At 57.1% G+C, this 13057-nt stretch carries 11 protein-coding genes; 3 read left to right on the forward strand and 8 right to left on the reverse strand.

Annotated elements, in window-relative coordinates; translation table 11 throughout:
- Positions 1-41 precede the first annotated feature (41 nt).
- The 6 genes from OUO13_RS18935 to OUO13_RS18960 all read right to left on the reverse strand — a co-directional run bounded on the left by OUO13_RS18935 (position 42) and on the right by OUO13_RS18960 (position 6606).
- A complete protein-coding gene (locus OUO13_RS18935) occupies positions 42-590 on the reverse strand; it encodes a cupin domain-containing protein (RefSeq protein WP_283175471.1) in 549 nt (182 codons plus the stop codon).
- Between the two features lie 111 nt (positions 591-701).
- Positions 702-1496 carry an SDR family NAD(P)-dependent oxidoreductase gene (locus tag OUO13_RS18940; protein ID WP_283175472.1) on the reverse strand — a complete coding sequence of 265 codons (795 nt, stop codon included), beginning with the start codon at positions 1494-1496 and terminating at the stop codon, positions 702-704.
- A 3-nt stretch (positions 1497-1499) separates the two neighbouring features.
- Complete coding sequence (locus tag OUO13_RS18945; RefSeq protein WP_283175473.1) at positions 1500-2651, reverse strand: alpha/beta hydrolase family protein; 1152 nt, start codon at positions 2649-2651, stop codon at positions 1500-1502.
- Positions 2652-2979: 328 nt separating this feature from the next.
- A complete protein-coding gene (locus tag OUO13_RS18950; protein ID WP_283175474.1) occupies positions 2980-3492 on the reverse strand; it encodes a rod shape-determining protein in 513 nt (170 codons plus the stop codon).
- A 490-nt stretch (positions 3493-3982) separates the two neighbouring features.
- On the reverse strand, positions 3983-4729 hold the full coding sequence (locus OUO13_RS18955; RefSeq protein ID WP_283175475.1) for a 3'-5' exonuclease: 747 nt from the start codon (positions 4727-4729) through the stop codon (positions 3983-3985).
- A complete protein-coding gene (locus OUO13_RS18960) occupies positions 4726-6606 on the reverse strand; it encodes a DUF294 nucleotidyltransferase-like domain-containing protein (protein ID WP_283175476.1) in 1881 nt (626 codons plus the stop codon). The genes OUO13_RS18955 and OUO13_RS18960 overlap by 4 nt, the downstream gene beginning before the upstream one ends.
- Before the next feature lie 762 nt (positions 6607-7368).
- Between OUO13_RS18960 and katG the strand changes: the two genes are divergently transcribed.
- The 3 genes from katG to OUO13_RS18975 all read left to right on the forward strand — a co-directional run bounded on the left by katG (position 7369) and on the right by OUO13_RS18975 (position 10842).
- Entirely contained in the window at positions 7369-9555 is a 2187-nt protein-coding gene (gene katG / locus OUO13_RS18965) for a catalase/peroxidase HPI (protein ID WP_283175477.1), read from the forward strand.
- 178 nt (positions 9556-9733) lie between these two features.
- Complete coding sequence (locus tag OUO13_RS18970) at positions 9734-9901, forward strand: hypothetical protein (RefSeq protein ID WP_283175478.1); 168 nt, start codon at positions 9734-9736, stop codon at positions 9899-9901.
- 80 nt (positions 9902-9981) lie between these two features.
- Positions 9982-10842 (forward strand): ATP-binding protein, encoded by an 861-nt coding sequence (locus tag OUO13_RS18975; protein ID WP_283175479.1) that lies wholly within the window; start codon positions 9982-9984, stop codon positions 10840-10842.
- Between the two features lie 104 nt (positions 10843-10946).
- On the opposite strand, the gene OUO13_RS18980 is transcribed toward OUO13_RS18975, so the two are convergent.
- Positions 10947-11996 (reverse strand): fumarylacetoacetate hydrolase family protein, encoded by a 1050-nt coding sequence (locus tag OUO13_RS18980; RefSeq protein ID WP_283175480.1) that lies wholly within the window; start codon positions 11994-11996, stop codon positions 10947-10949.
- Positions 11997-12438: 442 nt separating this feature from the next.
- Entirely contained in the window at positions 12439-12939 is a 501-nt protein-coding gene (locus tag OUO13_RS18985) for a DUF922 domain-containing Zn-dependent protease (RefSeq protein ID WP_283175481.1), read from the reverse strand.
- Positions 12940-13057: the final 118 nt, after the last annotated feature.

Genomic DNA, 13057 nt, shown 5'->3' on the forward strand with positions numbered 1-13057 from the left:
TTCCTTGCAGTTGATTCGGTGACAAACGCCGACACCCGGATTCAGAGTGCAAAACGGCCATCCAGCAGCACAAATACCATCCGTGCCATTTCCTCGGTGCGGTTACTCCAGGCGTGGTTGGTGCCACGCTGTACCACGATATCTCCGGCTTTGAGATGGATTTCTTCTTCGTCGAGCACCAACCAGACCTCTCCCGCAACCACAATGCCGTAGTCGAGGGTTTCGGTGCGGTGCATGAGTTTGTGGGGTTGATCATCGCCCGAGTGGGCATGGGCCTGGCCGATTTCAGCAAAGGCGCGAGCGGCGTCGGCGGCGGAAATGGTGTTCTGCTGGCTGTCGGGGGGAATATCCACCACCCGAATCACCGAACCATTGGCATCGGGTGCCAGTTTCAGGGGCCGCAAGGTTGGATCAGAGGCGTTATCCACCAGCACGGGCATCATGCTGGTATTCCAGATTTCATAAAAACGGGTGCCGGGGACGGCGGCCAGATCGTGAATCACCGGAGGGATTCCGGCTTCAGCAATAATGGCGCGGCCCATGGCATTGTGGCCTGTCACCACACGCTGGAAAGGCAGAAGTTTGCTCATGTTGTTATCCGTTTGTTGTTGTTTTTGTAAACGGTTCGGACGTTGTTGCAGGTTTCCGGCCGCCAGGCGACCAGAGGTGTTACGACTAACAGTATTCTGAATCCGGCAGTATCAGCTGCCGTCGGTAATCAAGGTGCCGCCATCCACCACCAGCGTCTGGCCGGTAATAAAGGCACCACCAGCCGATGCCAGTAACAGCGCAACCGCGGCCACTTCATCGACCTTGCCCATACGACGCAGCGGCGTCATCACCATACGGCGCGCCAGCAGCTCCGGATCGGCATGAAAAGGTTTCGCCAGTTCGGTATCAATCAAGCCTGGAGCAATAGCGTTGGCACGGACACCGGCAGGCCCCCATTCCACCGCCAGATTGCGCGCCAGCTGCGCCAGCGCGGCCTTGCTCATGCCATACAAACCAATCGACCGATTACCACGCATGGCTGACAGACTGGCCATCAGCACAATGCTGCCACCACCCAGATCAGCCATTTGTGGCGCCAGTGCCGAAGTTAACCAGTGGGCACTGCGCAGATTGATGGTCATGGTGCGATCCCAGTCTTCCTCGGATGCACGGTGCAGGGGGCCGTTGTGTAATGACACTCCGGCATTACACACCAGCACCTGCACACCACCCGCCCGTTCGACCCGCGCCGCCAGTTCCAGCACCTGCTCACGCCGGCTCATATCCGCTGGCATGGCATCGGCCCGTAATCCTTCGGCTTGCAGAGCGGCCGCCACCCGGTAACAGTCGGCCGGGCTTTCACTGCTGACCAGCACCTTCGCCCCGGCCATGGCCAGACAGCGGGCAATGCCGAGTCCGATGCCACGAGTAGCACCGGTGATCAGCGCGGTTTTACCTTCCAGACTGAATAACGGATGAATGCCTTCGATCGGACGGGTGCTCATGACTTACTCCAGCTCGGCGAAGGTCTGGGCACACCAATCGGCGATAAAGTCACGCATGGCCGTGCCGTTGTCGGCGCCGCAGTGTTCAATCTCGAAGTCTTCCGGCGTGAACACGCGAATATCACACTTGGCGGCATTCACCGCCTGCTCCTTGCAACGGTAGGCGTCGGATACCGGCACCTGACGGTCGCCCTGACCATGGGTGATCAGGAATGGCATTTTGATCTTTTCGATCTGGCCATCGAGGGTGATGTTGTCGCAGTACTTCATGAAGGAATCGAGGTTGTCATGACCCCAGACCCACATCACGTGATCCCAGTAATGTGGCACCGGGTTCTCGCCTTCACGCTGCAGACGACGGTGTTGCAGGTTGCCCCATAAATGGTTGGCACCCATAACCGCACAGAGGGCAAAACGTGGTTCGTTGGCGGCTGCGCGCGGGGCGTAATAACCACCCAGAGACAGGCCAAACATACCGATCTTGCTGCTGATGACGTCCGCACGGGAGGCCAGATATTCATAAGCCGGAGTGGCCCAGGCTTCGGAGTTATACACAGCGGTCAGGCCGCGCTTGCGCAGCGCTTCGCCAGTACCCGGCTGGTCGATAAACAGGGTGTACATACCACGTTCGAGGTTGGACTGACCGTGACCGGCCATGTAGACCTGCTCTTTCATGGAGTCCAGACCGTTGCAAGACACCAGCGCCGGACGCGGAATACCGCTGCCATCGTGCACAAAGATGCCTGGGAAAGAAGAATCACCGTACGGGATTTCCACGAAGTCGATGTGCAGACCACGGCACTCAACATACTTGCGGAACAGCTGCAGGCCCTTGTCGTAGGCTTCCCAGCGTGGGGCGTAATCGCGAGACTGCATACGCTCGGCAGACAGGTAATAGCCAAAAGCGCGACCGTATTTGGTACCGGCCGACAGGGTGTAACCGGCGGCTTCATCCGCCTCGGCATTACGAGTAACCTGATCCGCTACCGCAATCCAGCTATCAAACAGCAGCGCGGTGCCAGCGTCTTCGCCTTTGGCTGCGGCTTCCTTGATTGGACGGATGGCGACATCTACTTCACCGTGGTTACCACCGCAGACCAACGCCAGGTTGGTTTGCAGGTTCCACACGTAATTCCCCGGAAATGGTTCAAACATCAAGCTTCTCCTCTAGGCAGGCAAACAGCCCACTCCCGCCACGGATGCGGGGCGCGTGCACAGAGCAAGAGCAAGAACAGGACGCCAGACGGCACTCATGGCCAACCCGCCCGCCAATCACCAGCAGGGGTGCCTTGCGGGTCAAAACCGCCATGATCAGGAAGACGCTTTGTTATTGTTCTCGTTCTGATGATCGTCGATGGGCATGCCGACGCCACAATGGCGCCGTTATCAGCAAGCAGGCTAACGGCTGGCGAGGTATCGATAAAATCATTTGTTTCCATGGAGGGTATCGACCAGCGTGATCCCTGCCACCCTCATTAGCACCTCAGCGTTGTTTCTGTACGGTGGTCATGTTTTTGGCCATCGCGGCCCAGTCGATAGCGGCCGGATCCAGGTCGGGGCCGGTGTAGGTAATCACCTGATTGGCCCCCGCCCCCAACGCCATTTGCACCAACATCACACGCTCAACACCGGCAAGGCCGCCTTCCAGCTTTTCCATGGGTTGAATCAGCAGACGTGGCGAACGTTTTAACCAGTTACCGGACAACACCTTGGGCAACATCAGCGAGAGGGTTTTTTCCGCAATTTCAAAATCCGCCAGAATCATGCGGGGATGGTCGAACGGATTCAGCAGCTCCACATTAGGACGACTACGCGCCGCCAACGCCTCCTTGCCAAAACCGACAACCGATTTTTTACCCTTGGCATCCGTCGCCACCGCCAGCCAGGGAATATCCTCATACACAACACCAGTGTTGATGTTCACAAGACGGATACGCTGCGACCAGATTTGCAGGTACACCAGCGGAGAGAAGAAGTTCTGGATACTGCGGAACATAACAAATCCCTTTAGATAGAACCCCGATACTAGCACGGCCAATCAGCAGCGGAAGCAACCGCGCAGGTTCGGGCCGCGTTCGGATCGGGTGTCGGGTGTCGGGTGTCGGGTGTCGGGTGTCGGGTGTCGGGTGTCGGGTGAGCAGCATTCATCAACACACCGAATTCACCCACCGAAGGTGGTAACCGAAAATTGCCCATTGGGCGAGCCGGATTGAACACCAAGGCCCGACCCGGCCGGGGCATGGATGCCCCGCCAGACCCGTTGGCACAGGGATGTGCCATCGGGTCGGGGTCGATCAGGCCTTGTGTGTGAAACCCGGAAGCACGAGCCCAGCGGGCAAAAGCAGGGGGACGGCCGCCCGGCCGGGGGACAAGGTTCCCCAGGCAGGGCAAGCAGCCAGGCCAATTAACAAGCCGAGTAGCCGTCAGACTTCAGACGTCAGACGCCAGACGCCAGACGCCAGACGCCAGACGCCAGACAGGCTACCTCACATCCACAACTGCCCCACCGACGTCGTCGGCGAAAAATGCGTGGCAATCTGCGCCTGAAACAACTCCGCACAGGCCAGCGCATCAATCTGCGCATGATGCGGATGGTAAAACGGCAGGTTGTAGCGCGCGCGGCAATCACCCAGACGAATCGAACGACCGCCACCACCTAACAGGCGCTCGAAGATACCATCGTGATTAAAGCGATTTTCAATCGCCATGGTATCGAGCATCGGGAAATACACCCCCTCGCCCCAGCGCGCTTTCATGGCCTGATCGAGGAAGTTGCGTTCGATGCTGCAGCAGTGTGCTATCACCACCCGTCCGCGCAGCAGTTCCAGCAGCTGGTCGAGCAACATACAGAGGTCGGGGGCGTCGTCGATGGCGCTGTGGGTAATGCCGTGGAACACCACCGAATCACCGGACAACTCGGTGCGCGGGCGCACAATCCAGTGTACCGACTGGCTGTTGTAAATACGCTGGATGGTCATCGGCACCAGGCCAATACTGACGATGTCACAACCGTCGGCATCAAGGCCGGTGGTTTCAAAATCCATCGCCACCATGGGGACGTTACAGAGCGGGGTTTCTCCGGATGGAATACCCGCCGCATAAAAATCACGCAGCGCCGGGTGTTGTACTCGCGCCGCCTGATATTCGTAAAACTCCGGCCAGCTTCTGCCCTTGGTGATGGAGGACGAGAACACCGAATGCCGCAAAAACCGGTTCTGAAAGGATCCGCTCATTCGTAAGCCCTGAGGTTCTGATACCGAAAGCGTAGCGATTTCTGAGCATTATTCAGTACCTGGAACGCATCCTTAAGGGTTTTACGTTCAAAATCGGACAAATTATCCGGTTCGATGTTGTTATCCGGCTCACGTCCGGCTTCCAGATCCCGCGCCTGGTGACGAATACGCACCATGGCAATCAGCTCCAGCGCATCGGCGAGGTCGGCCGCCATCCCTTGTGGCAGGAAGTTGGCTTCCTCAAGATCGGCCAGTCGGTCAAACGAGTTATGCGCCAGTGATCCCATCGCCAGCGCATGCACCCGAATGAGGTCGGCCAGCGGTGCGGTGCCACGGCGTTTCATATTGATGGTACGGCTGTGCACGCCGTCTTCTTCCATCACAAAACTGCGGAAGAACCCCAGCGGTGGTGTACGGCCAAGCGCCCCACGCGCCATGGCTGACAGGAACAACGGGCTGCGGCTGGCCTTGTCGGCGACAAAATGGTTGAGCTGTTCGGCCCACTGGGTCTGACCCCAGACACCCTGCAGGTCGAAGAAAATAAAGGTGTTGAGCAACACTTCACGCGCCGGGTTTTCGATCCAGTCACGGAAGCTGTCCTGCCACTGCTTGAGGGTTTTACGCCACTTCGGATTCACCGCCATGATGCCCCCTTCGCAGTGCACATAACCGCAGTCGTTGAGGCCATCACAGACAAAGTTGGACAGGCGTACGAAGTATTCCTCGTGCTCTTTCGGGTTGTAACGGTTGTCGAGAATCAGGGCGTTATCCTGGTCGGTAACAATCAGCTGCTCTTCACGAGCCATCGAGCCCAGCGCCAGAAAACAGTACGGCACCGGTGGCGGCCCGAACTGCTGTTCGGCCAGCTCCAGCAAACGCTGTTTGAAGCTGCGGCCAATCACCGCCATCGCCGTGCCGATCATATGGGAGTTGGCATCTTCAGCCACCATACGGCTGAAACAGGCGACCACTTGTGGGCGCAACACCTTGAGTTCATCAATATTGCGGGCCCGGAAAATACTGCGCACCACAAACAGGCTGTTCTGCGACTCGTAACGCATAATGTCGGGCAGCGTCACCACGCCCACCGGCAGGCCATGGCGCAACACCGGCAGGTGGTGCACGTTAAAACGCAGCATCATCAGCATGGCTTCAAACACGTATTGATGGTGTTCGATGCTGGCGATACGGGTGGTCATGATCTGTTCGACCGGGGTGTTGTGGGGCAAACCGGTCGCGACCAGACGAATCCGAATGTCCTTGTCGGTCACAATGCCCACCAGCCGTGATGCCGCCATCGGCTGGTCAGACTCCGTTACCACTAGCGCACAGGTCACTTCCATGGCAATCATACGGTTAGCCACTTCCTGCACCGACATGGTTACCGGCACATTCAGCTGTTCCCGATGCAGCAGGTTCTCGACCCGCGAGGTCATCAGCTGGTTGCTTTCGTTCTGACGGGCGACCGCCTGTTTCAGACGGGTACGGTCCTCCAGCTCCACCTGGTCGGCGAAGGATTCGTGCTTTTCAAAGAGTTCGGTAAACAGGGATTCGGGGATCAGATACACCAGGGTGTCTTCCACCGCGGTGGCCGGGAAACGTACACGTTTGTCACGCAGCAAACCAAACTGACCGAAATAATCCCCCACGGTCAGGCGGTCGTAGAGTTCTCCGGTACGGCGATACACTTCCACTGCACCACTGCGAATCAGGTGCCAGTCGGTCACGGGTTCATCAAAGGTCATGATGCGGGTGCCAGCCTTGAAATAGGCAACATCCGTGCGAGAAGCAATCTGCTCCAGCACCTTGTTGTCCAACGCCCGGAACGGAGCCTGCTTACGCAAGAACTCCATGATTTCGATCTGTTCGGCCTGCATGACCCACTCCTGTCACCCTATCGGGAATTGCCCACTACAGATTATCAGCGCCTGGCAGGCGGGAAATTTCCCAAAAACGCCAGAATCGGATACGAATCATCCAGACATTCCGGCAAAAACCGGAAAAACACCACTCCGGCCTGCTGACATTCATTTCAGCCACCGCTCAAACCCGAAATCCACGGCAAGTCCACGTATCAATAGGCCCATTTGTTCCTGTCGGCCAATCGGCCAGAAACCCGGGGACCCTCTGAATAACTCGGTGCCCGCTCTGGCTTATCGGGATGGTGATGAATCACGAAGCCGGTTTGATGGCATAGCTGGCTACGTCAAAAACCGGCGACACCGAGTCATCACCATCCCGAAAGCCCCGAAGGGCGCGGGCTGCAGCGCGTTTGAGCGGTGTTGACGAACTTGAAAAGGACTCGTCATTTCGCTGCGTTCGTCGCCTTGCTCACACGTGCTGCAGCGCTCGCGCAGAGCTGTGCAGAGTTTTTCAGAGTGTCCCTAGGCAACCGCCGACTATTCTCACTGTCTGGATATCTGCAAACGTACCCGAGCCAATGCAATCGATAGCTAAAAACATAGAATCCTGAACTTTTATTAGCTATCAACAATCACAACTAACCATTCACGTCCTAAAATAAAAGCTATCGGATTCATTTTCACAATCAAATTCACCAATAACGCAGATCCACTAAGATGAACATCAACAGGCCAGCCAAGCTGCCCTGAACCCAATTCAGCCAGAGGATTTCAGCCGTGAGCAACAACAACACTTCCGCCGGAAAATGCCCTGTAATGCATGGCAGCATGACCACCACCGCCACCACCAATACCAACTGGTGGCCGAATGCCCTCAACCTCGACATCCTCCACCAGCAGGATCGCAAGACCAATCCGCTGGGTGAAGACTTCAACTACGCCGAAGCCTTCAAAAGCCTCGACCTCGAAGCCGTAAAAACCGACCTCAAGAACCTGATGACCGAAAGCCAGGAATGGTGGCCAGCCGATTGGGGCCACTACGGCGGCCTGATGATTCGTATGGCATGGCACGCCGCCGGTTCTTACCGCACGGCGGACGGCCGTGGTGGTGCCAACACCGGCAACCAGCGTTTTGCACCACTGAACAGCTGGCCGGATAACGCCAACCTCGACAAGGCCCGTCGCCTGTTGTGGCCAATCAAACAGAAGTACGGCAACAAGCTCTCCTGGGGCGACCTGATGATTCTGGCCGGTAACATGGCGTATGAATCCATGGGCTTGAAAACCTACGGTTTTGCCGGTGGTCGTGAAGACATCTGGCATCCAGAAAAAGACGTGTACTGGGGTTCTGAAAAAGAATGGCTGGCCAAAACCGGTTCTGAAGGCACCCGCTACTCCGGCGAACGTGACCTCGAAAACCCGCTGGCCGCCGTCATGATGGGCCTGATCTACGTAAACCCGGAAGGTGTGGACGGCAACCCGGACCCGGCACGTACTGCCCAGGACATCCGCGTGACCTTCGCCCGTATGGGTATGAACGATGAAGAAACCGTCGCCCTGACTGCCGGTGGCCACACCGTTGGTAAAGCCCACGGTAATGGCAGCGCCGCCAACCTTGGCCCGGACCCGGAAGCCGCCGACATTGAAGAACAAGGCCTCGGCTGGAACAACCACAAAACCCGTGGTGTCGGTCGCGATACCGTCACCAGTGGTATTGAAGGTGCCTGGACCACCAACCCGACCCAGTGGGATAACGGTTACTTCCAGATGCTGCTGGGCCACGAGTGGGAACTGACCAAAAGCCCGGCCGGTGCCTGGCAATGGCGCCCGGTAGACATCCGTGAAGAAGACAAACCGGTGGACGTCGAAGACCCGTCGATCCGTTGTATGCTACTGATGACCGACGCCGACATGGCCATGAAGGTAGACCCGGAATACCGCAAGATTTCCGAGCGCTTTGCCCAGGATCAGGACTACTTCTCGGAAGTATTCGCCCGTGCCTGGTTCAAGCTGACTCACCGCGATATGGGTCCAAAGAGCCGTTACCTCGGTGCCGATGTGCCCGCTGAAGACCTGATCTGGCAAGACCCGATCCCGGCGGGTGTGAACAACCTGAATGACGCCGACATCATGGCGCTGAAAGTCCAGATTCTGGCTTCCGGCCTGAGTGTGGCAGAACTGGTCGCCACCGCCTGGGACAGCGCCCGCACCTTCCGTGGTTCCGACTTCCGCGGTGGTGCCAACGGTGCCCGCATTCGTCTGGCCCCACAGAAAGACTGGGCCGGTAACGAACCGGAACGTCTGCAGAAAGTGCTGGCGGTACTGGAGGGCATCCGGGTTGGTTTCAGCAAAGACGTCAGCATCGCCGACCTGATCGTACTGGCCGGTACTGCGGCAGTCGAAAAAGCCGCCCGTGACGCTGGCGTGAACATCGACGTACCGTTTGCCGCTGGCCGTGGTGATGCCACTGCCGAGCAAACCGATGTGGAATCCTTCGACGTACTGGAACCGGTACACGACGGTTTCCGTAACTGGCTGAAGGCTGACTACAAGGTACAGCCAGAAGAAATGCTGCTCGACCGCGCCCAGCTGATGGGCCTGACCGCACCGGAAATGACCGTACTCTTGGGTGGTATGCGCGTACTGGGCACCAACCACGGCGGCAGCCAGCACGGTGTGTTCACCAACAAGCCGGGCGTACTGAGCAACGACTTCTTCGTAAATCTGGTGGATATGGCCAACCAGTGGCAGCCAGCGGGCAAAAATCTGTACAAGATTGTTGAACGCAAAACCGGCACCGTGAAATGGACCGCCACCCGGGTTGACCTGGTGTTTGGCTCCAACTCGGTACTGCGTGCCTACGCCGAGCTGTACGCCCAGAACGACAACCGCGAGAAGTTTGTGCGCGATTTCGTCAAGGCATGGGTGAAAGTGATGAACGCCGACCGTTTTGATCTGAAATAAAACGTCGCGAATACAGCGGTAAAACAACCCCAGGGCAGCTACGGCTGCCCTGGGTGTTTTGAGGCAGGCTCACGTCTACCACCACAATATGGATTGATGCGTCCGAATTAGTTGAAATTAGTAAAATCAAAAACTAAATCAGTAAATCAATTACTAACTCCCACTAAACAGATCCATCATGACGATCAACTGGCATTACCCTCGAACTGAACTGGCTGAACAGTTTCTCGATGCCTTCGCACGAGGAGCCACGTCGTCGTACACCCTGTTTGCACCACGCCGCATGGGCAAAACCGAGTTTGCCCTGAGAGATCTGATTCCGCTCGCCGAGAACACCAGTAACTGACCGTATACGTCAAATTCTGGGATCGCCTCGACTCCCCATCGCAATGCCTCCTGCAGGGTATCAAGGCCGCCAGCCAACAGTTGTCGTCGAGCAAGACTCTGCTGAAATGGCTTGATCAGATCAGCAAGATCGGAATTAAAACACCACTGGCCGGAATCGATATTGGTCGGGACCGCAACAACCCCTCTGATGTGGAACTGGACCTGGTTGCCGACGGCCTCAGCGCCTTGCTGAAAAATGGTAAACCCATGTTGCTGGTACTGGATGAAGTCCAGCATCTGGCCACCAACAAGGAGTTTGAACCGCTGGTGTTTGCCCTCCGGGGCCTGCTCGATAGTCAGCGCCAGCACATCAAGGTGCTGTTTACCGGCTCCAGCCGCAATGGCCTGAACCAGCTGTTTCGCCGCCGTAAAGCGCCGTTATTCAGCAGCTCCCAACAAATTGATCTGCCGGAGCTGGGCTCACCTTTTCTGGAACACCTCAACCATGCCTTCCTGCAGGCAACTGGCCGTTCACTACGACTGGCGGAGTGTCAGGCGGCCTTCCGGCAGCTCAAAAAAGTGCCTTACGACTATCAGCAGGTGCTGGATATTCTGATGCGCGCAGGCCATACCGACATCACAAGCATCACCCAGAGCTACCTGCAAAATCTCGATCAGGGCGATGAACATGCCAACATCTGGAAAAGCCTGAAAGCCGTCGATCAGGCGGTTCTCTGCTGTATGCTGGAGCCGGACTATCAAGGTCCCTACACACCGGAAGCCAACCGTTTTATGGCGGAGCGCCTCGGTCTCGACCAGCTGGATACCGCTACCATCCAGAATGCCCTGAATCGCCTGAAGAAGAACAACATCATTGCCAGTGTCGGTCATGGTCGTTACGAACTCGAAGATCCGAATCTGGCAGACTGGATACGGTATCAGCAAGACTCAGAAAGCTGAGCGGATAAACCGGCAGGTATTAGGCTTAATGCACGCAAGCGTTGGGCACGCCTGCGGCGTGCCCAATCTACGGTACAGATACAAGAGACGGCGTTGAGGAAAAATTACACCAGTCGCTGGCGATTCATCGGCACACAGGCATTACGCTGAAAGCCGATGCCTTCGATCTCACACTCCATCACATCCCCGGCCCGCAGGAAGCGGTTGTAGTGGGAGCCATTGCCCGCCGGTGAGCCGGTAATCAGCACATCACCGGGGTAAAGTTTCACGCGCTGGCTCAGGTACGCCAGCAAACGCGGGATGCGGAAAATCATGTCGGCGCTGGTTTCGTCCTGCATCACCTGGCCGTTCAGACGCAGTGTCATACGCAGGTTGTGTGGATCAGGCACCAGACGCGCCGGAATCAGGTATGGCCCCATTGGTGAATAACCCGGTTGGCCTTTGCCCATCACCCAGTCGCTGCCAATGGCGCGTAAATCACCGCGGTGCACCAGCGCGCGGTTGGTGATGTCATTCACCAGTGTGTAACCGGCGACTGCGTCCATAGCGTTGGCTTCATCCAGTTGCCAGGCTTCGCGGCCAATCACAACCGCCAGTTCCAGCTCCCAATCCGGTTGCAGGGATTCTTCGGCGACAGCGATGTTGTCGAACGGCCCACAGATCGACGACCAGGGTTTCGAGAACACATAGGGTTCCCCCTGAGCACGGCGATCCATCATTTCATGGGCATACGCCAGCCGCTGCTCGGGGCTGAGGCTGTTTTCGTATTCGTCGCGGTGCTGGTCGAGTACCAGATCAATCACGTGCTGGCGATAGTTGGCACCGGAACAGAAGAACTGGCGCGGATCAACCGGCGCGTGCACCTGCAGCAAGGCCACATCCACCGGCGTCACCTGCAGGCAGGCATGACGCCAATGATGCAATTGCAGACAGTCAGCCACCGCCGCCAGCGCCGGTTCATTACAGAACCAGCTGTCGAGAATCTGCCGGACGCTGCCGGTATCGCGTAATTCATAACCCAGATGACGAGCCAACGGCACCAGAGCATCAACCGCCACTACCCGGTTGTTCATGATCAGCCCGGCAAACGGGCGTGAACCGGCGATGGAAAAGGTGCCAAGACCATAATCCGCCAGCAAATGTGTTGTATTCATGCGTGTCCCCTGCTGCAGCCAGTCAGCCGCACATCCGATAAAACAGTGAACGCACTCCCTCGCTAAGCCGGATGTCTGCACGGTTGTTATCGTTATACCGCGACGTTTAACATCTGGCTGGAATCCCCAATTACCCGCTCCCGCTAGTCAATCACCCAGTAGCTTACGGGCTGGGCCAACAAAGAGGAATGCCTGTTCAGTGAACAATCCTGTCCGGTGGCATTCCTCAATGCCTTGCACGTCTTGCCACATGTACAGGCTCGCAACCTTCTGGTGATCAATGACGGGATTCATTGGCAAGACGGTGTTGTCTGGCAAACCAATTACCAGACAAGATGATGAGTGTACCCGCCACCTGCCCACAAAACAGGACATTTACCCGGATTTACCGAGAGTCCCGGTTCGGTTCTTTCACGAGGATTAACCGCAGAGCATGGGCTGATCAGGGCAGATAATCACTCAGCCACGCGCCTTGAGTGCCACCATGACGGGTTTCATCGTCATAGTCGCGGTTCTGCTGGCGCATATCGGCGATACGCTGTTGCGCCCACTGATTGGCATCAGCGGCGAGGTCGCTGCAGGTAGCAGCGCTAAAGGAAGGTAGTTGCAGTTCGATATCACGGGCGGCTTCCAGCGCGATATCGCGGTGCAACTCTTCGTGTTGCAGCAGCTGTGGATACCAGGCATGCCAGATATCCAGCACATCGCTGTTGTTGCTGCGCAGTCGTGGCATGGTGAAGGTTACCGTCACGTTCACTTCGACCTGGGTAATCTGGCAATACGACCCCTGATCCCGCCACCAGAAACGCCAGTCGACCCTGGAACCAGTGTGGCCGTGATACACATGATCATCTTCGGTGATTGGCGAACGCCGGTTGATCTCGGCCAGCAAGTCATTCACCCCGGATGGCTCAACATCGTAATACACAAAGGATTCCGACACGGCAGGCTCCGCCTGGACAGTCGTTATACCGACCATCCCTGCCCACAGAGTCATCAGACCCGCTATCAAAATCCGCCCTGCCTGCATCACAACCGACACCTGTTTATTCACTGCCCTG

Origin of the sequence: Parathalassolituus penaei, assembly GCF_026626885.1 — a bacterium.
In the GTDB taxonomy this organism is placed as follows: domain Bacteria; phylum Pseudomonadota; class Gammaproteobacteria; order Pseudomonadales; family Oceanobacteraceae; genus Oceanobacter; species Oceanobacter penaei.

Excerpts from the sequence above, each read along its gene's own strand:
- OUO13_RS18935 (WP_283175471.1), bottom strand. The coding sequence starts at position 590 with ATGAGCAAACTTCTGCCTTTCCAGCGTGTGGTGACAGGCCACAATGCC.
- OUO13_RS18940 (WP_283175472.1), bottom strand. The coding sequence starts at position 1,496 with ATGAGCACCCGTCCGATCGAAGGCATTCATCCGTTATTCAGTCTGGAA.
- OUO13_RS18945 (WP_283175473.1), bottom strand. The coding sequence starts at position 2,651 with ATGTTTGAACCATTTCCGGGGAATTACGTGTGGAACCTGCAAACCAAC.
- OUO13_RS18950 (WP_283175474.1), bottom strand. The coding sequence starts at position 3,492 with ATGTTCCGCAGTATCCAGAACTTCTTCTCTCCGCTGGTGTACCTGCAA.
- OUO13_RS18955 (WP_283175475.1), bottom strand. The coding sequence starts at position 4,729 with ATGAGCGGATCCTTTCAGAACCGGTTTTTGCGGCATTCGGTGTTCTCG.
- OUO13_RS18960 (WP_283175476.1), bottom strand. The coding sequence starts at position 6,606 with ATGCAGGCCGAACAGATCGAAATCATGGAGTTCTTGCGTAAGCAGGCT.
- OUO13_RS18970 (WP_283175478.1), top strand. The coding sequence starts at position 9,734 with ATGACGATCAACTGGCATTACCCTCGAACTGAACTGGCTGAACAGTTT.
- OUO13_RS18980 (WP_283175480.1), bottom strand. The coding sequence starts at position 11,996 with ATGAATACAACACATTTGCTGGCGGATTATGGTCTTGGCACCTTTTCC.